Annotated in this window: 20 protein-coding genes; 13 read left to right on the top strand and 7 right to left on the bottom strand. The window is 71.8% G+C overall.

Translation table 11 applies throughout. The features are described 5' to 3' along the window. The first annotated feature begins 91 nt into the window (after window positions 1-91). Window positions 92-1,363 carry an ATP-dependent Clp protease ATP-binding subunit ClpX gene (gene clpX / locus ACODR5_RS00990; protein ID WP_488982442.1) on the top strand — a complete coding sequence of 424 codons (1,272 nt, stop codon included), beginning with the start codon at window positions 92-94 and terminating at the stop codon, window positions 1,361-1,363. A gap of 57 nt (window positions 1,364-1,420) precedes the next feature. On the opposite strand, the gene ACODR5_RS00985 is transcribed toward clpX, so the two are convergent. From ACODR5_RS00985 to ACODR5_RS00970, 4 genes are all read right to left on the bottom strand, one after another. Next, a complete protein-coding gene (locus ACODR5_RS00985) occupies window positions 1,421-3,463 on the bottom strand; it encodes a M3 family metallopeptidase (RefSeq protein WP_488982441.1) in 2,043 nt (680 codons plus the stop codon). A 62-nt stretch (window positions 3,464-3,525) separates the two neighbouring features. Beyond that, complete coding sequence (locus tag ACODR5_RS00980) at window positions 3,526-3,762, bottom strand: hypothetical protein (RefSeq protein ID WP_460815437.1); 237 nt, start codon at window positions 3,760-3,762, stop codon at window positions 3,526-3,528. Then, window positions 3,759-6,326, bottom strand: a complete 2,568-nt coding sequence (gene valS / locus ACODR5_RS00975; RefSeq protein ID WP_488982440.1) for a valine--tRNA ligase — start codon at window positions 6,324-6,326, stop codon at window positions 3,759-3,761. Before valS ends, ACODR5_RS00980 begins: the two co-directional genes overlap by 4 nt. 91 nt (window positions 6,327-6,417) lie before the next feature. Beyond that, on the bottom strand, window positions 6,418-6,954 hold the full coding sequence (locus tag ACODR5_RS00970) for a pentapeptide repeat-containing protein (RefSeq protein WP_488982439.1): 537 nt from the start codon (window positions 6,952-6,954) through the stop codon (window positions 6,418-6,420). A gap of 234 nt (window positions 6,955-7,188) precedes the next feature. Between ACODR5_RS00970 and ACODR5_RS00965 the strand changes: the two genes are divergently transcribed. The 12 genes from ACODR5_RS00965 to ACODR5_RS00910 all read left to right on the top strand — a co-directional run bounded on the left by ACODR5_RS00965 (window position 7,189) and on the right by ACODR5_RS00910 (window position 21,981). Continuing rightward, window positions 7,189-8,025, top strand: a complete 837-nt coding sequence (locus tag ACODR5_RS00965; RefSeq protein WP_488982438.1) for a DUF559 domain-containing protein — start codon at window positions 7,189-7,191, stop codon at window positions 8,023-8,025. A 370-nt stretch (window positions 8,026-8,395) separates the two neighbouring features. Continuing rightward, window positions 8,396-11,734: an isoleucine--tRNA ligase gene (ileS, locus tag ACODR5_RS00960; RefSeq protein WP_488982437.1), complete on the top strand. Its 3,339-nt coding sequence runs from the start codon at window positions 8,396-8,398 to the stop codon at window positions 11,732-11,734. Next, complete coding sequence (locus ACODR5_RS00955) at window positions 11,731-13,083, top strand: bifunctional folylpolyglutamate synthase/dihydrofolate synthase (protein WP_488982436.1); 1,353 nt, start codon at window positions 11,731-11,733, stop codon at window positions 13,081-13,083. Before ileS ends, ACODR5_RS00955 begins: the two co-directional genes overlap by 4 nt. Then, a complete protein-coding gene (locus ACODR5_RS00950) occupies window positions 13,080-13,460 on the top strand; it encodes a DUF4233 domain-containing protein (RefSeq protein ID WP_488982435.1) in 381 nt (126 codons plus the stop codon). Before ACODR5_RS00955 ends, ACODR5_RS00950 begins: the two co-directional genes overlap by 4 nt. Before the next feature lie 41 nt (window positions 13,461-13,501). Next, a complete protein-coding gene (gene ndk, locus ACODR5_RS00945; protein WP_460815449.1) occupies window positions 13,502-13,915 on the top strand; it encodes a nucleoside-diphosphate kinase in 414 nt (137 codons plus the stop codon). A 185-nt stretch (window positions 13,916-14,100) separates the two neighbouring features. Continuing rightward, on the top strand, window positions 14,101-14,655 hold the full coding sequence (gene ruvC / locus ACODR5_RS00940) for a crossover junction endodeoxyribonuclease RuvC (RefSeq protein WP_460815621.1): 555 nt from the start codon (window positions 14,101-14,103) through the stop codon (window positions 14,653-14,655). Between the two features lie 136 nt (window positions 14,656-14,791). Beyond that, the gene (gene ruvA, locus ACODR5_RS00935) at window positions 14,792-15,409 is read left to right on the top strand and encodes a Holliday junction branch migration protein RuvA (protein WP_460815451.1); all 618 of its coding nucleotides are present in this window, start codon (window positions 14,792-14,794) and stop codon (window positions 15,407-15,409) included. Beyond that, complete coding sequence (ruvB, locus tag ACODR5_RS00930; RefSeq protein ID WP_488982434.1) at window positions 15,402-16,442, top strand: Holliday junction branch migration DNA helicase RuvB; 1,041 nt, start codon at window positions 15,402-15,404, stop codon at window positions 16,440-16,442. Before ruvA ends, ruvB begins: the two co-directional genes overlap by 8 nt. A gap of 97 nt (window positions 16,443-16,539) precedes the next feature. Further along, on the top strand, window positions 16,540-16,950 hold the full coding sequence (locus tag ACODR5_RS00925; RefSeq protein WP_449853191.1) for a preprotein translocase subunit YajC: 411 nt from the start codon (window positions 16,540-16,542) through the stop codon (window positions 16,948-16,950). A 21-nt stretch (window positions 16,951-16,971) separates the two neighbouring features. Further along, a complete protein-coding gene (secD, locus tag ACODR5_RS00920) occupies window positions 16,972-18,687 on the top strand; it encodes a protein translocase subunit SecD (protein ID WP_449853190.1) in 1,716 nt (571 codons plus the stop codon). Next, window positions 18,687-19,676 carry a protein translocase subunit SecF gene (gene secF, locus ACODR5_RS00915; RefSeq protein WP_449853189.1) on the top strand — a complete coding sequence of 330 codons (990 nt, stop codon included), beginning with the start codon at window positions 18,687-18,689 and terminating at the stop codon, window positions 19,674-19,676. Before secD ends, secF begins: the two co-directional genes overlap by 1 nt. Before the next feature lie 55 nt (window positions 19,677-19,731). Further along, the gene (locus ACODR5_RS00910; RefSeq protein WP_449853188.1) at window positions 19,732-21,981 is read left to right on the top strand and encodes a RelA/SpoT family protein; all 2,250 of its coding nucleotides are present in this window, start codon (window positions 19,732-19,734) and stop codon (window positions 21,979-21,981) included. Here the strand turns inward: ACODR5_RS00910 and ACODR5_RS00905 are convergent. The 3 genes from ACODR5_RS00905 to ACODR5_RS00895 all read right to left on the bottom strand — a co-directional run bounded on the left by ACODR5_RS00905 (window position 21,960) and on the right by ACODR5_RS00895 (window position 24,574). Then, window positions 21,960-22,514, bottom strand: coding sequence for a type IV toxin-antitoxin system AbiEi family antitoxin (locus ACODR5_RS00905; RefSeq protein WP_449853187.1), 555 nt, complete (start codon window positions 22,512-22,514; stop codon window positions 21,960-21,962). The genes ACODR5_RS00910 and ACODR5_RS00905 overlap by 22 nt on opposite strands. Before the next feature lie 98 nt (window positions 22,515-22,612). Continuing rightward, on the bottom strand, window positions 22,613-24,217 hold the full coding sequence (locus ACODR5_RS00900; RefSeq protein WP_488982433.1) for a DUF349 domain-containing protein: 1,605 nt from the start codon (window positions 24,215-24,217) through the stop codon (window positions 22,613-22,615). 78 nt (window positions 24,218-24,295) lie between these two features. Next, the gene (locus tag ACODR5_RS00895) at window positions 24,296-24,574 is read right to left on the bottom strand and encodes a dioxygenase (RefSeq protein WP_449853185.1); all 279 of its coding nucleotides are present in this window, start codon (window positions 24,572-24,574) and stop codon (window positions 24,296-24,298) included. Window positions 24,575-24,667: the final 93 nt, after the last annotated feature.

The raw sequence follows: 24,667 nt of genomic DNA, 5'->3' as shown, positions 1-24,667 counted from the left end.
GATACGCGCCGGGCGCGCGGCAACACGCCCGTGTCGGTGGCAGCGGCTAGGCTCGGGACCATGACCCGACAGGATCAGCTCAGGAGGACCCATGGCACGCATCGGTGAGAGCGCCGACCTGTTCAAGTGCTCCTTCTGCGGCAAGAGTCAGAAGCAGGTCCAGCAGCTGATCGCGGGACCGGGCGTGTACATCTGCGACGAGTGCGTCGAGCTGTGCAATGAGATCATCGAGGAGCGGATGGCGGAGTCGTCGTCCGACGGCGAGGCCGCCGAGTTCGATCTGCCCAAGCCCCGCGAGATCTTCCACTTCCTCGAGGAGTACGTCATCGGCCAGGAGGACGCCAAGCGCGCCCTGTCCGTGGCCGTCTACAACCACTACAAGCGCGTCCGCGCGCGCAGCGAGCTGCGCCCCGCCGAGCAGAAGGCCGAGGACGTCGAGGTCGCCAAGAGCAACATCCTCATGCTCGGGCCGACCGGCTGCGGCAAGACGTATCTCGCGCAGACGCTCGCGAAGCGGCTCAACGTGCCGTTCGCGGTGGCCGACGCGACGGCGCTGACCGAGGCCGGCTACGTGGGCGAGGACGTCGAGAACATCCTGCTCAAGCTGCTGCAGGCCGCCGACTACGACGTCAAGCGCGCCGAGACCGGCATCATCTACATCGACGAGGTCGACAAGATCGCGCGCAAGGCCGAGAACCCCTCGATCACGCGCGACGTGTCGGGCGAGGGCGTGCAGCAGGCGCTGCTGAAGATCCTCGAGGGCACGGTTGCCTCCGTGCCGCCGCAGGGCGGCCGCAAGCACCCGCACCAGGAGTTCATCCAGATCGACACGACGAACGTGCTGTTCATCGTGGCGGGCGCCTTCGCGGGCCTGGAGGATATCGTCTCCGCGCGCGTCGGCAAGCACGGCGTGGGCTTCGGCGCGCCGCTGCACGACAAGAGCCAGGAGAACACGCTCTTCGGCGAGGTGCTGCCCGAGGACCTGCACAAGTTCGGTCTCATCCCCGAGTTCATCGGGCGCCTGCCCGTGATCGCGTCGGTGAACCCGCTCGATCAGGACGCGCTCATGGAGATCCTCACGACGCCGCGCAACGCCCTGGTGAAGCAGTACCAGCACATGTTCGCGCTCGACGGCGTGCAGCTGGAGTTCGAGGAGGACGCGCTTCGGGCGATCGCCGACCTCGCGGTGGCGCGCAAGACCGGCGCCCGCGGCCTGCGCGCGATCCTCGAGGACGTGCTCGGCCCGATCATGTTCGACATCCCGTCGAACGACGACATCGTCAAGGTCATCGTCACGCGTGCGGCGGTGGAGGACGGCGGCGAGCCGACGTTCGTCTTCGCCCGGAAGAAGAAGAGCGCGTAGGCGTCAGGACGTGAAGGAGGCCCCTGGATCCGCGGATCCGGGGGCCTCCTTCGTGCGTCAGGCCGTGAGGCCGCGGCGCTTCAGGAGCGGCTCGATCTCGGCGTCGCGGCCGCGGAAGTCGCGGTACGCCTCGAGTGGGTCCTTCGATCCGCCCACGCCCAGCAGGCGCTCGCGGAACCGGTCGCCGTTCGCCCGCGTGAGGCCGCCGTTCTCGTGGAACCACTCGACCGTGTCGGCGTCGAGCACCTCGCTCCAGATGTACGAGTAGTACCCGGCGCTGTAGCCGCCGGCGAACACGTGCTGGAAGTACGTCGACGAGTAGCGGGTCGGGACGGCCGGGTCGTCCAGCCCGATGTCGGCGAGGGCCGCCGCCTCGAACGCCGCGACGTCGCGCACCTCGGCCGCCTGCTCGACGGTGAGGGTGTGCCAGGCCTGGTCGAGCCACGCGGCCGCGAGGTACTCGCTCGTCGCGAAGCCCTCGTTGAACGTGCCCGACGCCTGCAGTCGCTCGATCACGTCGTCCGGCAGCGGCTCGCCGGTCTCATGGTGCACGGCGTAGTTGCGGACGATCTCGGGCCACAGGATCCACATCTCGTTCACCTGGCTCGGGAGCTCCACGAAGTCGCGGTACACCTGGGTGCCGCCGAAGTGCGGGTAGGTGACGGTGGCGAACAGGCCGTGCAGGGCGTGCCCGAACTCGTGGAACAGCGTGTTGACCTCGTCGAGCGTCAGCAGCGTGGGGGAGCCCTCGGCCGGCTGCGGCACGTTGAGGTTGTTCACGACGACGGGGCGCTCGTCGCCCAGCAGTCGCGACTGCACGACGATCGAGTTCATCCACGCGCCGCCGCGCTTCGTGTCGCGGGTGTAGAGGTCGAGCAGGTACAGGCCCAGGGGCGAGCCGTCCTCGTTGAACACCTCGAACGTGCGCACGCCGGGGTGGTACGAGGGGATGTCGGCCCGCTCGCGGAACGTCAGCCCGTACAGCAGGTGCGCGGCGTGGAACACGCCCTGCTGGAGCACGCGCTCGGCCTCGAACCAGGGGCGCAGGGCGGCGGTGTCGAGGTCGTACTCGGCCTGGCGCACCTTCTCGGTGTAGAACGCCCAGTCGTGCGCCTCGATCGCGTGGCCCGCGATCTGCTCGAGCGCCAAGCGCTCGCGCTGCGCGTTGCGCGCCGCGGGGCCGGCGAGACGGCGCAGCCGCTCCTCGACGGCGGCGGGGGAGCCGGCGGTCTGGTCGGACGTGATGTACTCCGCATGGCTCGCGTATCCCAGCAGGCGGGCGCGCTCGGCGCGCAGGCGCACGATCTCGAGCAGCACCTGCGCGTTGTCGTTCTCGTTGCCGCGCGAGGCGCGCGAGCGCGACGCGTTCAGCAGTCGCTCGCGGACGCCGCGGTTCGTGAGCGACGAGAGGTACGGGTGGCCCGTGTACAGCGTGAGCGAGATGAGGTGGCCATCGATTCCGCGATCGGCGGCCGCCTGTCGCGCGGCCGAGATCTCGCCCTCGGTCAGCCCGTCCAGCTCGGCGGCGTCGTCGACGACGAGCGCGAGCTCGTTCGTGTCGGCGAGCAGGTTCTTCTCGAACTGCGTCGTGAGCGTCGACAGGCGCGTGTTCAGCTCGGTGAGCCGGGCCTTGGCCGCCTCGTCGAGGCCGGCTCCGGCGTGCTGCATTTCGCGGAAGCGCCGCTCGACGAGGTAGCGCTGCTCGGCGTCGAGGGCGAGCTCGTCGAGGCGGTCGTGCACGGCCGCGATGCGGGCGAACAGCGCGGCGTCGAGCTGGATCGCGTCGTCGTGCGCGGCGCGCAGCGGCGCGAGCGTCTCGCCGATCTGCTGGATCTCGGGCGTCGCGTGGGCCGAGTTGACCGTGTAGAAGGCGCGGCTCACGCGATCGAGCAGGCGGCCCGAGCGCTCGAGCGCCTCGATCGTGTTCTCGAACGTCGGCTCGTCCGCCTGCGCCGTGATCGCGGCGACCTCGTCGCGGTGCTCGGCGAACGCGCGCTCGAAGGCGGGCAGATAGTGCTCGGGCCGGATCGCGGCGTAGTCCGGCACGCCGTACGGCAGCGGCGAGGGGGCGAGAAGGGGGTTGAAGTCCAGATCAGGCACCCCGTCAGCCTACGTGCGCGCGACCCGGCCGATCGCGTGATCCGGCCGGGTCGCGACGCGCGTCACTCCATCGGATCGAAGCGGCTGGCGACGGCGCGGCCGTCCTCGTCCAGTCGCACCTCGATGCCGGTGGCGAGCTCGGCGATCGGCCGGCCCTCGAGCCACGTGAGCGTCCACGAGGGCGCAGGCTGCCCGGGCGGGAGCGTCGCCTCGACGCGGGCGATCTCCTCCCGCAGCTCCTGCGGCACCGAGCGGGGCGGCTCATCGCCCGCGGACCAGCGCGTTCCCAGCTGCATCATGCCTCCTCGGGGGCCAGGTCGATCCGGGTGACGGCGAGCTGCTCGCCCTCGACGAACTCGAGCTGCGCGATCCGCCCGACCGCACGCAGGTCGGCCTCGGCGGCGCGCAGCAGTTCGGTCCGCGCGGCGGGCGCGGCGATCGTCGCGACGGCGACGGGGGTCTTCTGCGACGCCTTGGCCTCGGTCTTGGCGCGGCGGATGCCGATGAGCGCCTCGCTCGCGGCCGCGAGCACGGCGGGGTCGCCACCGAGGCCCGACGGCTCCGGCCACGGGGCGCGGTGCACGGAACCGTCCTGGAACCACGACCACACCTCCTCGGTCGCGAACGAGATGACCGGCGCGAGCAGGCGCAGCAGCGTCGACAGGGCCGTGCGCAGCGCGACGGCCGCCGAGGCGCCGGCGTCCCCGCCCGTGTACGCGCGCTCCTTCACGAGCTCGAGGTAGTCGTCGCAGAACGTCCAGAAGAACGCCTCGGTGAGCTCGAGGGCGCGCGCGTGGTCGTAGTTCTCGAGCGCCGCGGTCGCCTGCGTCACGACCTCGTCGAGCGCCGCGAGCATCGACAGGTCGAGCGCCTCGGTGACGGCGGCGCCGGCGGGCGCCTCGAAGCCGAGGACGAACTTCGCCGCGTTGAGCACCTTGATCGCCAGGCGGCGACCGATCTTGATCTGCGTCGGGTTCTGCGGGTCGAAGGCCGCGTCGGCGCCCAGGCGGCTGGAGGCCGCCCAGTAGCGCACGGCGTCCGATCCGTGCTGCGCGAGGATGTCGGCCGGGGTGACCACGTTGCCCTTCGACTTCGACATCTTCTTGCGGTCGGGGTCGACGATGAAGCCCGAGATCGACGCGTGCGCCCAGGGCGCCCTGTCGTCCTCGAGCGCGCTGCGCAGCAGGGTGGAGAACAGCCAGGTGCGGATGATGTCCTGGCCCTGCGGGCGCACGTCGAACGGCGCCACGAGATCCCACAGCTCCGCGTCGCGCTCCCAGCCGGCCGCCAGCTGCGGGGTCAGCGACGACGTGGCCCACGTGTCGAACACGTCGGTCTCGGCCTCGAAGCCGCCGGGCACGCCGCGCTGCTCCTCGGTGTAGCCGGGCGGCACGTCGGTCGAGGGGTCGACGGGCAGCGACGCGAGATCGGGCACGAGCACCCGCGCGTAGTCCCGCTCGCCGTTCTCGTCGAGGCCGTACCAGACGGGGATCGGCACGCCGAAGAAGCGCTGGCGCGAGACGAGCCAGTCGCCCGTGAGACCGTTCACCCAGTTCTCGTAGCGCACGCGCATGAACTCGGGGTGCCACTCGATCTGCCGGCCCAGCTCGAGGAGGCGCTCGCGCAGCTGCTCGGAGCGGGCGCCGTTGCGCAGGTACCACTGGCGGGTCGAGACGATCTCGAGGGGACGGTCGCCCTTCTCGAAGAACTTCACGGGGTGCTGGAAGGTCTTGCCGACCTCGATCAGCTCGCCCGACTCCTCGAGCAGCTCGACCATGCGCTTCTTGGCGCTGAAGACGGTCTTGCCTGCCAGCTCGGCGAAGGCGGCGCGCCCGGCCTCCGAGGTGATCGCCTCGGGGGCCTCGGCCACGACGCGGCCGTCGCGGCCGATGATCGTGCGGTTGGGCAGATCCAGCTCGCGCCACCACACGATGTCGGTCATGTCGCCGAACGTGCAGATCATCGCGATGCCCGATCCCTTGTCCGGCTGCGCGAGGGGGTGGGGGAGCACCGGCACCTCGACGCCGAACACCGGCGTGGTCACGGTCGTGCCGAAGTGCGGCTGGTACCGCTCGTCGTCCGGGTGCGCCACGAGCGCCACGCACGCGGCCAGCAGCTCGGGCCGGGTGGTCTCGATGAGGATGTCGCCCGATCCATCGGTCTTGTGGAACGCGAGCCGGTGGTAGGCGGCCGGCTGGTCGCGGTCCTCGAGCTCGGCCTGCGCGATCGCGGAGCGGAAGTCCACGTCCCAGAGCGTGGGCGCGAGCGCCTGGTACGCCTCGCCGCGCTCGTAGTTGCGCAGGAACGCGAGCTGGCTCGTGCGGATCGTGTCGTCCGAGATGGTGCGGTAGGTCTGCGTCCAGTCCACCGACAGGCCGAGCTGGCGCCACAGCGACTCGAAGGTCTTCTCGTCCTCGACCGTGAGCGTCTCGCACAGCTCGATGAAGTTGCGGCGGCTGATGGGCACCTGATCCGCGGGCTTGAGGCTCTTCGCGTTGCCCTCGAACGGCGGCGTGAAGTCGGGGTCGTACGGCAGCGACGGGTCGCAGCGCACGCCGTAGTAGTTCTGCACGCGGCGCTCGGTGGGCAGGCCGTTGTCGTCCCAGCCGATCGGGTAGAACACCGTCTTGCCGCGCATGCGCTCGAAGCGCGTCTTGACGTCGGTGTGCGTGTACGAGAACACGTGGCCGATGTGCAGCGACCCCGAGGCCGTGGGCGGGGGCGTGTCGACCGAGTAGACCCCGGCGCGGCCGGAGGCGAGGGCGGCGTCGCGGTCGAAGAGGAACGTGCCGTCCTGCTCCCAGCGCTCACCCCACTTCGCCTCGAGGCCCTCGAGGGCGGGCTTGTCGGGAATCGCGGTCATGTGACGCTCCTCGCTATGTGCGGCACGGTGTGTGCGTGCCTGAGTGTGCTGGTGCGCCGAGTCTACCGGGACGGGGCGGCGCGCTCTCGGATCAGTCGCGCACGTCGATCCCGGCCGCTGCGGCGAACGCCGGGGCGAGCAGCTGCACCTGATCCGAGGTGAGCGTCGCTCCGCGCAGCGCGAGCACGTCGAGGCAGGCGAGCATGTCGAGCCCGCGCAGGTCCACGTTCGTCGCCCGCATGCCGCGCGGGTCGAGCTCGTCGACGCGCGACCGGGTGAACGCCACGCGGGTGAGCTGTGCCTGCGGCAGGTCCAGGGCCCGGATGTCGCACCCCGCGATGCGCACACGGCGCAGGGTGGCATCGCGCGCGCTGACGGCGACGGCGCGGATGTCGGACACCTCGACGTCGATGAGCGTCGCGCCCCGCAGGGCGATCGCGTCGACTGACGGCGACGGCATCACGCACTCCTCGAGCGACGCATGCGAGAGATCGACGTCGCCGGTCAGCCCGCCCAGCCGCGCCTGCCGCAGCTCGCGGCGCGGGCCGGCCACGGCGTCCGTGAGCTCGCGCGGCAGGTCGGGCGCGGACACGCGCGGCGCGATCGGACGATCCTTCGTGCGAGCCATGGGCCGAGCCTATGCGGATCGGGTGCATCGCGCCGGTTGGTGGCATCCGCGCCTTCCCGCACAGGTTTCGTCCTCACGCACACGAGATATGCGCTGCAGGTGTTGACGAAGGCCCGGCCTGGGAGGTTGCGCGCGGAGGCAGCGCTCGCTCACAGGGTGCCGGAGTGCCGGGATCTCTCCACAGAGAGGGCGGGCATCGGGTGCTCGGGGGACAGCGGGTGAGACCGTGACGACATGAGCTACAGGTCGGTCGTGCGTCGGCACGGCGGGGTGATGCGGACGACGGCGCTGCGCGACGCCGTCGGCGGAAGCCGGCATGCGATCGACCGGGCTGTCGCGCGGGGAGAGCTCGTCCGGCCGGCGCGGGGGTGGGTCGCCACGACCGATGCGGATCCGGTCCTGACCGCGGCGGCGGCGGTCGGGGTCGTGGTCACATGCGTGACGCTGGCGGCGCGCAGGGGGCTGTGGGACGTCGGCGCGAGTGCGATGCACGTCGCCGCGACGCCCGGGCGCGCTCTCCGCCGACCCACGACGGCGCATGTGCACTGGGCGAAGCCGATCGTGCCGCGTGATCCCGGGGCGCTCGAGGATCCGGTGGAGAACGCCCTCGCGCTGGTGTCGGACTGCCAACCCCATGAGCAGGCGCTCGCGGTCTGGGAGTCGGCGATCCGACAGAGGCTGGTCGTGATCGACCAGCTGGCGACGCTGCCGCTCGGGCCCAATGCGCGGCGGATCCTCGCGGAGGCGAGTCCGTACTCGGATGCCGGGACGGAGAGCCTCGTCGTGTCGCGACTGCGGTGGCTCGGACTCCCGATGCAGCAGCAGGCGTGGATCCTCGGCCACCGCGTCGACCTCCTGATCGGCGAGCGCCTCGTGGTGCAGATCGACGGCGGCCATCACGTCGACGCCCAGCGCCTGCAGGACAACGCCCACGACGCGCAGCTGCGCCTCGCCGGCTATCACGTCATCCGGATCGGCTACCGCCAGGTGCTGCACGAGTGGCCCGCCGTGCAGGCGATGATCACGGGAGCGATCGCGCGAGGTCTTCATCTGGCGCCGAGCGGACGGTGACGTCCGCGCCTTCGCGCACAGATGTCGTCATCCCGCACAGGCGTGACTCGATATCCGTGTGGACGACGTCGCGTTCTGTGAGTTTACGCGCGGCACGCGAGGGGCGGGCGCGGAATCCGCTCGTGAACGTGCAGAAACGCGAGCGCCGGGCGCGTAGAATCGACGAAACGCATCGATCCGGCCATCACCGGGGAGCACGCGGAAGAACGGGGCCTCGGCCCTCAGTAGAACCGCGCGGGGCAGGCCCGTCACAGCCGCAGTGAGAGTGGTGGCGCGTCCTCCGGGACGCGTCGCAACGCGGGGTGGTACCGCGGCCGGGGCTGCACAGCACGGGTCGTCCTCGCAGTCCCCTTGGAACTGCTGGAGTGAGATGACCTACCCGAAGTCCCCGTTCGGACCCGCGGCCGAGCAGGCCGCCGCCCCGTCGAGCGTCGCGGCGAGCCCGCGCTTCCCGGACATCGAGCGCGACATCCTCGGCTTCTGGGAGGCGGACGACACGTTCCGCGCCTCGATCGCGCAGCGCGAGGGCGCCGACGAGTGGGTGTTCTACGACGGCCCGCCGTTCGCCAACGGCCTGCCGCACTACGGCCACCTGCTCACCGGGTACGCCAAGGACCTCTTCCCGCGCTTCCAGACCATGCGCGGACGGAAGGTCGACCGCGTCTTCGGCTGGGACACGCACGGCCTGCCGGCCGAGCTCGAGGCGATGAAGCAGCTCGGGATCACCGAGAAGAGCGAGATCGTCGACATGGGCATCGCGGCGTTCAACGGCAAGGCCCGCGCGTCGGTGCTGCGCTACATGGACGAGTGGGAGGCGTACGTCACGCGCCAGGCCCGCTGGGTGGACTTCGAAAACGGCTACAAGACGCTCAATCCCACGTTCATGGAAAGCGTGCTGTGGGCGTTCAAGACGCTGCACGACAAGGGCCTCGCGTACGAGGGGTACCGCGTGCTGCCGTACTGCTGGCGCGACCAGACGCCGCTGTCCAACCACGAGCTGCGCATGGACGACGACGTCTACCAGACGCGGCAGGACCCGTCGGTGACGGTGTCGTTCCCGCTCACGGGCGAGAAGGCGCAGGCGCTGGGCCTCGAGGGCGTGCGCGCGCTCGCGTGGACGACGACGCCATGGACCCTGCCGACGAACGCGTCGCTCGCGGTGGGGCCCGCCATCTCGTACGCGGTCGTGCCCGTCGGGCCGAACGGCGCGAAGGAGGGCGCCGAGGGCGCCGAGTTCCTGCTCGCCGAGGATCTGCTCGCCGGCTACGCGAAGGACCTGGGCTACGAGTCCGCCGACGACGCCCGCGCCGCGATCCGCATCCGCGTGCCGGGCACGGAGCTGGGCGGCGTGCGCTTCGAGCCGCTGTTCGACTACTTCGCCGACGTCGAGACGTGGGGCATGCAGAACGCGTGGCAGATCCTCGTCGACGACTACGTCACGACGTCCGACGGCACCGGCCTCGTCCACCAGGCGCCCGCCTACGGTGAGGACGACAAGCGCCTGAACGACGCCGCCGGGATCCCGACGATCGTCTCGCTCGGCGACGACGGCCGCTTCCTCTCGTTCGTCTCCGACTTCGAGGGCGAGCTGTGGCTCGACGCCAACATGGACATCGTGCGCAAGCTGCGCGGCGAGGGCCGGCTGCTGCGCCTGCAGTCCTACGAGCACAGCTACCCGCACTGCTGGCGCTGCCGGAACCCCCTCATCTACAAGGCCGTCTCGAGCTGGTTCGTGCGCGTCACCGACATCAAGGACCGCCTGCTCGCGAACAACGAGCAGATCACGTGGGCGCCCGAGAACGTCAAGCACGGCCAGTTCGGCAAGTGGCTCGAGGGCGCGCGCGACTGGTCGATCAGCCGCAACCGGTTCTGGGGCTCGCCCATCCCGGTGTGGAAGTCGGACGACCCGAACCACCCGCGCGTGGACGTGTACGGCTCGCTCGAGGAGATCGAGCGCGATTTCGGCCGGCTGCCGCGCAACGAGCGCGGAGAGGTCGACCTGCACCGCCCGTACATCGACGAGCTGACGCGCCCGAACCCCGACGACCCGACGGGGCGGAGCACGATGCGCCGGATCGAGGACGTCTTCGACGTCTGGTTCGACTCCGGATCGATGCCCTTCGCGCAGGTGCACTACCCGTTCGAGAACAAGGACTGGTTCGACGCGCACGCGCCGGCCGACTTCATCGTCGAGTACATCGGCCAGACGCGCGGCTGGTTCTACGTCATGCACGTGCTCTCCACGGCCCTGTTCGACCGCCCCGCGTTCACCGGCGTCTCGTGCCACGGCATCGTGCTCGGCAACGACGGGCAGAAGATGTCGAAGTCGCTGCGCAACTACCCCGACGTGTCGGAGGTGTTCGATCGCGACGGCTCCGACGCCATGCGCTGGTTCCTCATGTCGTCGAGCGTGCTGCGCGGCGGCAACCTCATCGTCACGGAGGAGGGGATCCGCGCCGGCGTGCGCGAGTTCCTGCTGCCGCTGTGGAACTCGTGGTACTTCTTCTCGACCTACGCGAACGCCGCCGGCTACGAGGCGACGCGCCGCACCGACTCGACGGACGTGCTGGATCGGCACATCCTCGCGCTGCTCGGCGACCTCGTGCGCGACGTCGCCGACGACCTCGAGAAGCTCGACTCGACGACGGCGTCCGCCCGCCTCCGCGACTTCGCCGAGGTGCTGACCAACTGGTACATCCGCCGCTCGCGCGACCGGTTCTGGACGGGCGTGACCGACGATCCGAAGAGCACGGAGGCGTTCGACACGCTCTACACGGTGCTCGAGACCCTGTGCCGGGTCGCCGCGCCGCTCATCCCGCTCGTGTCCGAGCGCGTGTGGCAGGGCCTCACGGGCGGGCGCAGCGTGCACCTGACCGACTGGCCCGACGCGGCCGAGTTCGCGCCGGCCGCGGACATCCGCCGCGCGATGGACGCCGTGCGCGAGGTCTCGAGCGTCGCCAACGCGCTGCGCAAGAAGGAGGGGCTGCGCGTGCGGCTGCCGCTCGCGCGGCTCACCGTCGTCGTGCCCGGCGCCGCCGAGCTCACGCAGTTCGAGGACATCCTGCGCGACGAGCTGAACGTCAAGAGCGTCTCGCTCGTCGAGTTCGGCGAGGACACCGCGGCGGCCTACGGCATCTCGCACCGCCTCACGGTCAACGCGCGCGCGCTCGGCCCGCGCATCGGCAAGCAGGTGCAGCAGGTGATCGCGGCGTCGAAGTCGGGCGACTGGTCCGAGCGCGACGGCGTGGTCACGGCCGGCGGCATCGAGCTGCAGGACGGGGAGTACGAGCTCGTGCTCGAGACCACGGGCCGGCCCGAGGGCGAGGCGCTCGCGCTGCTGCCGGGCGGCGGCCTCGTGCTGCTCGACACGGTGGTGACGCCCGAGCTGGCCGCCGAGGGCCTGGCCCGCGACATCATCCGCGCCGTGCAGGACACCCGCAAGGCCGCGGGCTTCGACGTGAGCGACCGGATCCGCCTCGAGCTGGCGTTCGCGTCGGCCGACGACGCCGCCGCCGTGCGGCAGGCGTTCGACGCCGCGGACGTGGCGGGCGAGACGCTGGCCGTCGAGGCGGAGGTGCGCGACGGCGCGTTCGGCGGCGACGCCGAGCACGTCGCGACCGTGCCGGCCGGCACGTATGCCAACGCCGGCGACTTCCAGGTGGCCGTGACCCGCGTGGTCATTGAAGCCGCCGAGATCGGAGAGCGATGAACGACCGGGAACGCGCCGACGCCGTCTACGAGGCGCTGCTCGCGCGGGCGGGCGAGCGCTGGGTGCAGCCGCGCAAGGAGCGCACCGCGCGCGTGCTCGAGCTGCTGGACGACCCGCAGCGCACGTACCGCGTCGTGCACATCACGGGCACGAACGGCAAGACCTCGACGGCGCGGATGATCGAGAGCCTCGTGCGGGCGCACGGGCTGCGCACGGGCCTGTTCACGAGCCCGCACCTGGAGCGCTTCACGGAGCGGATCCAGATCGACGGCGAGCCGATCGCGGACGCGGCCGTCGCCGACGCGTGGGACGAGATCGAGCCCTTCGTCGGCATGGTCGACGCCGAGCTGCAGGAGGCGGGCGAGGAGCCGCTGACCTTCTTCGAGCTGCTCACCGTGCTCGCGTTCGTCGCGTGCGCGGACGCGCCCGTGGACGTGCTCGTGCTCGAGGTGGGCATGGGCGGATCGTGGGACTCGACGAACACCGCCGACGGCGACGTCGCGGTGTTCACGACCATCGACATGGATCACGCGGATCGCCTGGGCGGCACGATCGAGAAGATCGCCGAGGTGAAGGCCGGCATCATCAAGCAGGGCGCGCGCGTCGTGTCGGCGCGTCAGGTGCCGGCCGCCGAGGCCGTGCTGCGCCGGGTGGCGGGGGAGCGCGAGGCGAACCTGGCGCTCGAAGGCCGCGAGTTCGCGCTCGCCGAGCAGAAGCTCGCCGTGGGCGGCCAGCTCATCACGGTGCGCGGGCTCGCCGGCGAGTACGCCGAGCAGTACCTGCCGATCCTCGGGCGGCACCAGGGCGAGAACGCGGCGCTCGCGATCGCGGCCGTGGAGGCGCTGATCGGCGACGCCTCGCAGGCGATCACGGACGAGGTCCTCACCGAGGGACTGCAGGAGGCCACCTCGCCCGGCCGCCTGCAGCTGGTGGGCATCGATCCGACGGTCGTCGTCGACGCGGCGCACAACCCGCACGGCGCCGCCGCGCTGGCGCGGGCGCTGCGCGAGTCCTTCGACTTCGAGGAGTGGGGCGTCGTGCTCGGTGTGCTCGCCGACAAGGACGCGGCCGGCATCGTCGCGCAGCTCGCGCCCGTCGCGACGCACGTGTTCGCGACGAACCCCGAGTCCGACCGGTCGGCCTCACCCGACGACCTCGCCGACATGGCCGAGGCCGCCGGGCTGCGCGTGACGGTCCACCCGAATCTCGCCGACGCCGCCGACGCGGCGCGCGAGTGGGCGGCATCGGCACCCAAGCGCGGCGTCGTGGTCGCCGGATCCGTCGTGCTCGCCGGCGAGGCGCTCGTGCTGGCCGAGAGCGAGGACTGGAAGTCGGGGTGGAGCGCATGAGCCGCCCGCGCCGCTACCGCCCGCTGCCCGAGAAGCTCGGCCAGGTCGTGCTCGTGTTCGAGGCGATCGTCGTCTTCCTCGGCGGCCTCACCGTGCACGGGCTCCAGGCGATGCCGGACGGCATGCCGTCGTGGTGGGGGATCGTCGCCGGATCGGTGGTCGCGGTCCTCATGTTCGCCGTCTCCGGCCTGCTGCGCTGGGACTGGGGATTCGCCCTCGGCTGGGCGCTGCAGGCGGTCGTCGCCCTCGGCGCGCTGCTCGTGCCGGCGATCCTGCTCATCGCGCTGATCTTCGGCGGGATGTGGGCGTATGCGACGATCGGTGGGGCGCGCATCGAGCGCCGCGTGAGCGCGCAGCGCGCCGGAGCCGACGGCTGACGCCGCCGACTCGAGATCCGCAACACACGAAGGGACCATCCATGGCCACCGAAGAGACCCTCGTCCTCGTCAAGCCCGACGGCGTCGCGCGCGGCCTGACGGGCGCGATCCTGGCTCGCATCGAGGCGAAGGGCTACTCCCTCGTCGACATCCGGCTGGTCGAGCCCAGCCGCGAGCTCCTCGCGAAGCACTACGCCGAGCACGAGGGCAAGCCGTTCTACGAGCCGCTCCTGGAGTTCATGATGTCGGGGCCGGTCGTCGCGATCCGGGTCGCCGGCAACCGCGTCATCGAGGGCTTCCGCTCGCTCGCGGGCACGACGGATCCCACCACCGCCGCGCCCGGCACGATCCGCGGCGACTACGGCCGCGACTGGGGCGTGGCCGTGCAGCAGAACCTCGTGCACGGCTCGGACTCGCCCGAGTCGGCCGCGCGCGAGCTCGAGATCTGGTTTTGACGCGGCGCGGATCAATGCCGCGCAGCGGCGTTGATGCGTGACGGGTCAACACTGAGCGGAGGGCGCGAAGCGACCGGAGTCGAAGTGCGAGCATCGTGCGCCACTGCGTCAGCGCCCCCTTCCGCGCGCCTCACCGGCCCGCGGGAGGGGGCGCCTAGCGTGGCGGGGTGAGCACGCGGCGCATCATGGGCATCGATCCGGGGCTGACGCGCTGCGGCGTCGGGATCGTCGACGTCGCGCGCGACCGCTCGGCCACGCTCGTGCACGTCGGCGTGATCCGCTCGGCGCCGGACGCACCGGTGGCGGAGCGGCTTGCCGCGATCGCGCGCGGCATCCGCGAGGCCCTCGCCGCGCACCGACCCGAGGTGCTCGCGGTCGAGCGCGTGTTCGCGCAGCACAACCTGCAGACCGTCATGGGCACGGCGCAGGCCTCGGGCGTGGCGCTCATGCTCGCGGCGGAGCACGGCATCCCCGCCGCGACGCACACGCCGAGCGAGGTGAAGGCGGCCATCACCGGCTACGGGTCGGCGGACAAGGCGCAGGTGCAGCACATGGTGGCGCGCGTGCTGCGGCTCGACGAGCTGCCCAAACCGGCCGACGCGGCCGATGCCCTCGCGCTCGCGCTCTGCCACGCGTGGCGGGGCGCCCCCGCGGCCGCACCCGAGGGCGCGCTCACCCCGGCGCAGCGCGCGTGGGCCGAGGCCGAGAAGCGCTCCCGCCGCGCCCCGGCGCGCCGCTGAATCGGCGAGACAGCATCGGGAGCCGAGACAGCGGCGTAACGACGCGGTCTCGGCGCGCAGTTGCTGTCTCGCGGCAGGGGGACGGGGAATCCGCGTGGCTCGAACGGATGTGCGAACGGATGCGTAGGGTGGAGGCATGATCTCGTTCCTGCGCGGCGACGTCCTGCACGCCGGCCTCGACTCGGTGGTGCTCGACGTCGGCGGGGTCGGCTTCTCCGTGGCCGTGGTGCCCGAGGTCGCCCGCGGCGCGCGGCCGGGGGAGGAGCTGGCGCTGCACACCCACCTGATCGTGCGCGAGGACGCGCTGTCGCTCTTCGGCTTCGCCACCCGTGCCGAGCTCGACGTGTTCGGCACGCTGCTCGGCGTGAGCGGCGTCGGACCGAAGTCGGCGCTCGGCGTGCTGGGGGCCATGAGCATCGACCGGATCGCGGAGGCCGTGCAGGCCGAAGACGACCGACCGTTCCGGAAGGTGTCGGGCATCGGGCCCAAGACGGCCAAGCTGATCGCCGTGCAGCTGCAGGGCAAGCTCGCGCCGCCGTCGGCCCCCGCCGCCGCCCCGCAGGGCGTGGCCGGAGACGTCCTGGCCCAGGTGACGCAGGCCCTCGCGGGACTCGGCTGGCCCGAGCGCGTGGCCGGCGAGGCCGTCGCGGCCGCCGCCGAGGGGGCCTCGGAGGCCGACCGCGCCTCCGTCCAGGCCCTGCTGCGCCTCACACTCGCGGCACTCGGGCCGGCGAACGGCGGTGCCCGTGTCTGAGCGCGACGCCGCCTCGCCCCAGCCGCAGGACGAGACCGAGCTGGCGATCGAGGGCGCGCTGCGGCCGGCCAGCCTGGCGGACTTCGTGGGCCAGCACAAGGTGCGCGGCCAGCTGCAGCTGCTGCTCGACGCGGCGCGGATCCAGGATCGCCCCGCCGACCACATCCTGCTCGCGGGCCCTCCGGGCCTCGGCAAGACGACGCTCGCGATGATCGTCGCGCACGAGAGCGCCCGCCCGCTGCGCATGTCGAGCGGCCCGGCGATCCAGCACGCGGGCGATCTGGCCGCGCTCCTGTCAAGCCTCACGCCCGGCGAGGTGCTCTTCATCGACGAGATCCACCGCATGGCGCGCTCCGCCGAGGAGATGCTCTATCTGGCCATGGAGGACTTCCGGATCGACATCATGGTGGGCAAGGGCGCCGGCGCGACGAGCATCCCGCTCGACCTCGCGCCGTTCACGCTCGTGGGCGCCACGACGCGCTCGGGCCTGCTTCCCAACCCGCTGCGGGATCGCTTCGGCTTCACGGCGCACCTGGAGTTCTACGAGCCCGAGGAGCTGGAGCGCGTCGTCGAGCGCTCGGCGGCCATGCTCGGGGTACGGCTCGGCCCGGAACAGCGGGCCGAGATCGCCATGCGCTCGCGCGGCACGCCGCGCATCGCCAACCGCCTGCTGCGCCGCGTGCGCGACTACGCACTCGTGCACGCGCACGGCGCGGCGCCCGAGCTGAGCGACGTGCGCGCCGCCCTGGAGCTGTACGACGTCGACGCGATCGGCCTCGACCGGCTCGACCGCGCCGTGCTCGACGCGCTCGTGCGCCGCTTCCGCGGCGGACCCGTCGGGCTGAGCACGCTCGCCGTGGCCGTCGGCGAGGAGGCCGACACCGTCGAGAGCGTCGTGGAGCCGTACCTCGTGCGCATCGGCTTCATGGGCCGCACGCCGCGCGGGCGGGTCGCGACGCCGGAGGCGTACGCGCATCTGGGCGTCGCGCACCCGCTCGGGGCGTCGGGGGCCGTTCCCCTCGATGACCTATAATCGCTGAAGACTTGCGCCGGCCCGACTCGGCGTCTCTCACGCTCTCGCCGCCGACGGCGGGCGTCCACCCCCGAAAGGTCGCTGCATCCGTATGGACATGAATCTGCTCCTCCTCGTCGTCTTGGCCGTGATGGTCGTGTTCATGTTCATCAGCTCGCGCCGCAACGCCAAGAAGCGCCAGGAGCTGGAGGAGCAGCGCCGCACGCAGATGGTGCCGGGCGCGCGCGTCATGACGCGTTCGGGCCTGTTCGGCACGCTCGTCGAGTTCGACGCCGAGGACCTCACGCAGCCGGCCAAGGTGGAGATCGCCCCCGGCGTGATCGCCGAGGTGCACGCGCAGGCGGTGGATCTGGTGCCCGAGACGGTGGCCGCCGAGACCGCCGCGGACGAGGCGGAGGACGTCGCGACCGACGACGACGTCACCGAGCAGGAGACCACGGACGCCGACGGCTACACGCTCAACGGGGAGCGCATCGAGAAGCTCCGCGGCGACGACGACGCCAAGTAACCCCCGCACGGAAGCTGAGACGTGGCGACACCGACCCCTGTGCGGCGCGCGTGGCGCGCCCTGACGGGACTCCTCATCCTGACCGCCGTGCTCGCGGGCGCCAACGCGCTCGGCGTGTACGTGTTCAAGCAGTCGTCCTGGCTGCCCGAGCTCGCGCTCGACCTGCAGGGCGGCACGCAGATCGTGCTCGAGGCGCAGACCGAGGGCGCGGACCCGTCGGGCGAGCAGATGCAGCAGGCGGTGTCGATCATCCGCCAGCGCGTCGACGCGTCGGGCGTCGCCGAGGCCGAGGTCACGACCCAGGGCGCGCGCAACATCGTCGTGCAGATGCCCGGGCGCATCGACGACGAGACGCGCGACCGGATCGAGGCGAGCGCGCAGCTCGAGCTGCGCTCGGTCATCTACGCGGGCGATGCGGCCACGAGCTTCGTGGGCGAGGACGGCGAGGAGACGCCATACCCGGCGCCGGACACCGCGCTGCCCGCGACGCCCTCCATCGAGCCGACCGACGGGTCCGATCCGAACTGGGTGTCGGACTACCTGTGGTCCCGCTACCTCGCGTTCGACTGCGCCGATCCGGACGTCGACCCCGCGTCGGCGGCGGCGGACGAGCCGGTCATCGCATGTGACGGCGCGGGCTCGAAGTACGTGCTCGGCCCGGTGGAGATCACGGGCGATTCCATCGACGACGCCGCCGCGACCGTGGACCAGACGAACGGCCAGTGGGCCGTGCAGCTCGACCTCGACGACCACGGCACCACCGTGTTCGGTCAGGTCAGCCAGCGCCTCTACGCGCTCGGGCAGCAGAACCCGTCCGACCCGCGCAGCATGTTCGCGTTCGTCCTGGACGGCGACGTCATCTCGGCCCCGCAGATGAACGCGGTCATCATGGACGGCCGCCCGAGCATCTCGGGATCGTTCAACCAGGAGAGCGCCTCGGAGCTCGCCGATCAGCTCAAGTTCGGCGCGCTGCCGCTGAGCTTCACGGTGGTCAGCTCCGACACCATCTCGGCCACCCTCGGCGAGCAGCAGCTGCAGATCGGCCTCCTCGCCGGCCTCATCGGCCTCGCGCTCGTGGCGCTCTACTCGCTGCTGTCGTACCGCGCGCTCGGCTCGGTCATCATCGCGTCGCTCGTGGTGATGGGCGTGCTCACGTACATCCTGCTCTGCCTGCTCTCGTGGCGTCTCGGCTACCGCCTGTCGCTCGCGGGCGTCGCGGGCCTCATCGTGACGATCGGCTTCACGGCCGACTCGTTCATCGTGTACTTCGAGCGCATCCGCGACGAGCTGCGCGACGGAAAGTCGATCACGTCGGCCGTCGAGGACGGATGGGATCGCGCCAAGCGCACGATCTACATCTCGAAGTCGATCAACGTGCTCGCGGCGGTCGTGCTGTACATCCTCGCCGACGCGACGGTGAAGGGCTTCGCCTTCACCCTCGGCGTCACGACCGCGCTCGACGTGCTCATCTTCGTGATCTTCACGCACCCGGTCATGCAGCTCATCGCCCGCACGCGCTTCTTCGGCGGCGGGCACCGCCTCTCGGGCCTCGACCCCGCCGCGCTGGGCGCCGTCTACCGCGGCCGCGCGGAGTTCAAGCGGTCGGTCGCGCCCGTGGCCAGGGCCAAGCGCTCCGTCGCCGAGGCCGAGCGCCGCCAGACCATCGCAGAGCGCAAGCGGGCCGCCGAGCTCGCGGCCGCCGAGAAACCCGGCAAGACGGGGGAGGGAGACGCCTGATGCGCTCATTCAACGAGCTCGGCAACGACCTCTACACCGGCAAGACCTCGTTCCCCTTCGTGGGACGGCGCAACCTGTGGTTCCTCATCGCCATCGCGCTCGTGCTGCTCTCGGCGCTCGTGCCCTTCGTGCGCGGCATCTCGCCGTCCATCGAGTTCACGGGCGGATCGCAGTTCACGATCTCCGGCCCCGAGACGACGGACCAGCTCATCGCCTCCGACGTGGTCGACGAGATCGTGCCGGAGTCGGCGGCGCGGGTCACGACGATCGGCGGCCAGGACATCCGGGTCCAGACCGCGCAGCTGGGCGACGACGACGCGCGCGAGCTCAGCGACGCACTGGCCGAGGCGTACGGTGTCTCCGCCGACGAGATCACGTCGTCGTTCATCGGCCCCACCTGGGGTGCGGACGTCACGCGGCAGTCGCTGTGGGGGCTCGGCATCTTCCTGGCGCTGACGTTCCTGATCCTCGCGATCTACTTCCGCACCTGGAAGATGTCGGTCGCGGCCATCGTCGGCGTCGTGGACGTGCTCGTCGTGACGATCGGCATCTACGCCCTCGCCGGCTTCGAGGTCTCGCCGGCGGCGGTCATCGGCTTCCTCACGATCCTGGCGTACTCGCTGTATGACACGACCGTCGTGTTCGACAAGATCAGGGAGAACACGCGCGACGACGGGGAGATCTCCGATCGCACGTTCGGCGAATCCGTGAACCTCGCGGTGAACCAGACCCTCGTGCGCTCGATCAACACGTCGATCGTCGCCGCGCTGCCCGTGGCCGCGATCCTCTTCATCGGCGCGCTGTGGCTGGGGGCCGACACGCTCTCGGACATCTCGCTGTCGATCTTCGTCGGCATCATCGTCGCGACGTACTCGACGCTGTTCGTGGCCGCCCCGCTGTACTCGCTGCTGCGCGAGCGGGAGCCCGCCGTCCGGCAGCGCGACGCGCGAGTGCGCGACGCACGCGAGCGTGCGGCTCGGACCGCCTGAGCCCTTCGCCCGCGGGCGTAGGATGAACGAGTCCGCGGGCTGGGGGAGGCGAGCGATGGTCGATACCGTGCAGCCGGCGTCGACGTCGTCCCTGCGACGTCTGGTGCCGCGCATCTTCTCGCGCGCCCCCCGCCACGCCGACCTGACGAAGCTCATCACGACGGTCAAGGCGAACCACCCGCGCGGCGACCTCGCCATCATCGAGCGCGCGTACCGCGTGGCCGACGAGAAGCACCGCGGCCAGAAGCGCCAGAGCGGCGAGCCGTACATCACGCATCCGCTCGCGGTGTCGCAGATCCTCGCCGATCTCGGGCTCGGCCCGCGCGCGATCGCGGCGGCGCTGCTGCACGACACGGTCGAGGACACGGGCTACCCCCTCGACGAGCTGCGCGCGGAGTTCGGCGACGAGGTCGCGCTGCTCGTCGACGGCGTCACCAAGCTCGACAAGGTCAAGTACGGCGAGAGCGCGCAGGCCGAGACCGTCCGCAAGATGATCGTCGCGATGTCGAAGGACATCCGCGTGCTCGTCATCAAGCTCGCCGACCGCCTGCACAACGCCCGCACGTGGGGCTTCGTGCCGCCCGAGAAGGCGAAGAAGAAGGCCACCGAGACCCTCGAGATCTACGCGCCGCTCGCGCATCGCCTCGGCATCCAGGCCATCAAGTCCGAGCTCGAGGACCTCTCGTTCGCCGTGCTGCACCCGAAGATCTACAACGAGATCGACAGCCTCGTGAAGCAGCGCACGCCGCAGCGCGAGCAGTACGTGCAGCACGTGATCGACGATGTCCGCAGCGACCTGCAGTCCCTGCGGGTGAAGGGCACCGTGTCGGGCCGGCCCAAGCAGCTGTACTCGGTCTACCAGAAGATGGTCGTGCGCGGCCGCGACTTCGACGACATCTACGATCTCATCGGAATCCGCGTCATCGTGAGCACGGTGCGCGACTGCTACGCGGTGCTCGGCGCCATCCACGCGCGCTGGACGCCGCTGCCCGGCCGCTTCAAGGACTACATCGCCACCCCCAAGTTCAACCTGTACCGTTCGCTGCACACCACGGTGATCGGTCCCGGCGGCCGCACCGTCGAGATCCAGATCCGCACGCAGGAGATGCACCAGCAGGCCGAGTTCGGCGTCGCGGCGCACTGGAAGTACAAGGAGCGGATGTCCGCCACGAGCGGCAAGCAGGACGAGCGCGCCTCGAGTCAGGACATGGCATGGCTCGCGCGCATCTCGGACTGGCAGGCCGAGACGAAGGACCCGGGGGAGTTCCTCGACTCGCTGCGGTTCGAGATCGGCGCCAAGGAGGTGTACGTCTTCACCCCGAAGGGCCGCGTGATCGGGCTCCCGGCGGGCGCGACACCCGTGGACTTCGCATACGCGGTGCACACCGAGATCGGCCACCGCACGATGGGCGCGAAGGTGAACGGCCGGCTCGTGCCGCTCGAGTCGCAGCTGCGCTCGGGCGACGCCGTCGAGGTGCTGACGTCGAAGAACCCGGACGCGGGGCCCAGCCAGGACTGGCTCACGTTCGTCAAGAGCACGCGCGCGCGCAACAAGATCCGCGGCTGGTTCACGAAGGAGCGCCGCGAGGAGGCGATCGAGCAGGGCAAGGACTCGCTGCTGCGCGCGATGCGCCGGCACCACCTGCCGCTGCAGCAGCTCAAGGACTCGCTCGGCGACGTCGCGCACGAGCTGCACTACGACGACGTCTCGGCGCTGTACGCCGCCGTCGGCGAGGGTCACGTGTCGAGCCAGTCGGTGCTCGAGAAGGTGCAGGGCCTGCTCGAGACGAGCGAGCCGGTCACCGGGCCCATCGAGCTGCCGGCCCCGCCCGCGCAGCGGCGCGGCCGGGGCGGCGAATCCGGCGTGCTCGTGCGGGGGGCCGACGACATCCTCGTCAAGCTCGCGAAGTGCTGCACGCCCGTGCCGGGCGACGAGATCGTCGGATTCATCACGCGCGGCTCCGGCGTCTCGGTGCATCGCGCGGACTGCACCAACGTGAAGTCGCTGAAGGAGGACGCCGAGCGCCTCATCGACGTGACCTGGGGCACGACGACCAAGAGCGTGTTCCTCGTGCAGATCCAGGTCGAGGCCCTCGACCGCTCCGGGCTGCTCTCCGACATCACGCGCGTGCTCAGCGAGAACCACGTCAACATCCTCTCGGCGAACGTGTCGACGACGAAGGAGCGGCTGGCGATCAGCCGCTACGTGTTCGAGATGGGCGACTCGGTGCACCTCGACCGCGTGCTGAGCTCCGTGCGCCGCATCGACGGCGTGTACGACGTCTACCGCGTCACGTCCTCCTGAGCGCGCAGCCGCGCCAGGATCTCGGGTCGGCGCGGCATGCGCGCGCGGCGCCGCGCGACGGCGATCGCGGCGGCGAGGATGCCCGGATCGGCGGCGAGCCGGCGGATCGCCTCCGCCCGAGGGCGCGCCGCGGCGGCGCCCGCGATCTCGTCGCCCGTGAGGTCGACGAGGGTGCGGGCAGGCGTGCTGACCCGCACCCCGACCGTGGCCTCCTGGTCGTCGGCGGGCAGCAGCGCGTCGCGCACGTGCAGCGCGCCGCCGCCGGTCCGGCGCGCCCCGCCCGCCGTCGCGCGCTGCGCCTGGCACGGCAGCGGCAGCTGGTCGAGCGCACCGTGGACCCACGCCGCGGTGAGCCCCACGGCGGCCAGGCCCGGCGTGACCAGCGGCGCGAGCGACGCGGCCCGCAGGGCGGGCGTCTGGACCGCGTCGGCCGGGACCCAGCCGAGCCCGAGCGGCACGAGCTCGCCGTCCAGGCCCGCCGCGCGCAGCTCGGGGGCCGAGAGCTCGCCGGGCGCCGGGAAGTAGATCCGCATGCACCGAGTGTCGACCGCGGCGGCCCGCGGGCGGTAGCCCTGTGGATGACGAACGGCCGGCCCCGCGTGCGGGACCGGCCGTTCGGGGCGTGCGAGGCTCAGCCGATGGCGTTGAGCCAGGCGCGACGCACGTCGAGGGCCTCCTTGGCCTCGGCCGCGGCCCGCTTGTCGCCGGCGGCCTCGGCCGCGGCGAGCTCGGCCTCGAGCTTGTCGATCGAGTCCTGCAGCTGCTGGGCCATGTCGTTGGCGCGCGCCTTGGTCTCAGGGTTGTTCTTCTTCCAGTCGACGTCCTCGCGGCCCTTGAGCTCCTGCTCGATCTTGCGCAGGCGGTCGTCGAGCGCGCGCTCGGTCTCGCGCGGGAAGATGCGGCCGACCTCGTCCCAGCGGCGCTGGATGTCGGTGAGCAGCCGGCGCGCCGCGACGAGATCCCGTTCGGCGGTGACGGCCTGCGCCTCGACGAGCAGCTCCTCGCGGGCGGCGATGCGCGGAGCGGACTCGGCCTGCTCGGCCTGGTCACGCTCGGCGCGCGCGCCGTACAGCACGTCGCCGGCGGCCTTGAACCGGGTCCACAGCGCGTCGTCGACCTTGCGGCCGGCGCGTCCGGCGGCCTTCCACTCGTCGAGCAGCGCGCGGTAGGCGGGAATGCCGTCCTCGCCCTGCGGGGCGAGGGCCTCGGCACGCTCGACGATGCGCGTCTTGCGGTCGCGCGCCTCCTTGTGTGCCTCGTCCAGCTCGGCGAAGAACGCCCTGCGGTGCCGCTCGAACGTGGCGCGGGCATCGCGGAAGCGCTTCCAGAGCGACTGCGCCGTGCCCTTCGGCAGCCGCGGGCCGGTCTTCTGGTGCTGCTGCCACGAGGCGAAGAGCGCGTCGAGCTCGCTCGAGGCCTGCTTCCACTGCACCGACTGGGGGTCGCGCGCCGCGAGGGCCTCGACCTGCTCGACGATGGCGGTGCGCTCCGCGATAGCGGCCTCGAGGGCCGCGCGGTTGGCGGCGGCCTCCTCCTCGCTCGCGGCGGCAAGCTCGGTGGTGAGCGCGTCGAGGCGGGCGGCGAGGCCCTGCAGGTCGCCGACGGCGGCCGCGCCGACCACCTCGTCCTTCAGCGCCGCCGCCTGCTTGCGCAGATCCGACGCCGAGGCGCCGCCGCGGGCGTGACGCTGCTCGAGCGTGACGACGCGCACCTCGAGGTCGTCGAACTTGCGGCCGAAGTACTGCAGCGCCTCCTCGGGCGTGCCGTCGGGGTACTCGCCGACCACGCGCCACTCGTCGCCCTCGCGCACGGCGACCGCGCCGTTGTCCTCGATGCGACCCCACTCGCTGTAGTCCTTGCGGGTCACGACGGGCGCCGCGGCGGCCGGGGCCTTCGGGCGCGCGACGGCGGCCGGCGACGGCACGGGGCGGGGCATCGGTCGCGGCGCGGGCGTGGGTCGCGGCGACGCGGGCGCGGCGGCGGCCGGCTCGGCCTGCGGCTGAGGTGCCTCGGCGGACTCCGACGCCTCGGGCGTTTCCGTCTGCGGCTCGTCGGCCGGTTCCGGCGCCGGGCCCTCGGGCGCGGGATCCTCGGGCGCGGGGTCCTCGGGCGTGTCGGCGGACGCGGGCTCGGCCGGCGCGACGACCTCGTCGGCGGCGGGCTCTGCGGGCTCGGCGACGGGGAACTCGGCGTCGACGGGCGGTGCGGATTCGGGGGTGTGATCGGACGTGCTCACGGGAGACTCCTTGGCGGCTGGCCGCGGGAAGGGAGGGACGCCGCCCAGCCTACGGGATGAACGGATCGGGGCAGAGGGTCAGGACGCGGGGGTGACGGGCGGCGGCGTCGGCTCCACCGCCGGGGTGCCGGCACCGGGCGTCTCCGAGGGGGCGGGCGCGGGCGCGCCGGGACCGCTCGTGTAGTACAGCGCCTGCGCGCCGACCGCGCCGAGGATGACGAGGCCCGCGACGATCGACACGATCGCGTTGTCGCGCGTCCGGCGGCGCAGCTGCGCATCGCGCAGTCTCTTGCGCGCCTCGTAGATGCGGGCGCGCTCGCGTTCCTCGCGTGAGGGCGACTTCGTCTTCACTGCCACGGAAAGAGCCTACGCGAGAGACGGGTGTCGGACCTCGCGCGTAGGCTGGCGGGGTGAGTCGATCCGCGCTGTTCCAGGGGCAGACGCCGCTGG

This window comes from Microbacterium sp. FG3 (genome assembly GCF_057809335.1).
This window is presented reverse-complemented; position numbering and strand designations above follow the sequence as displayed.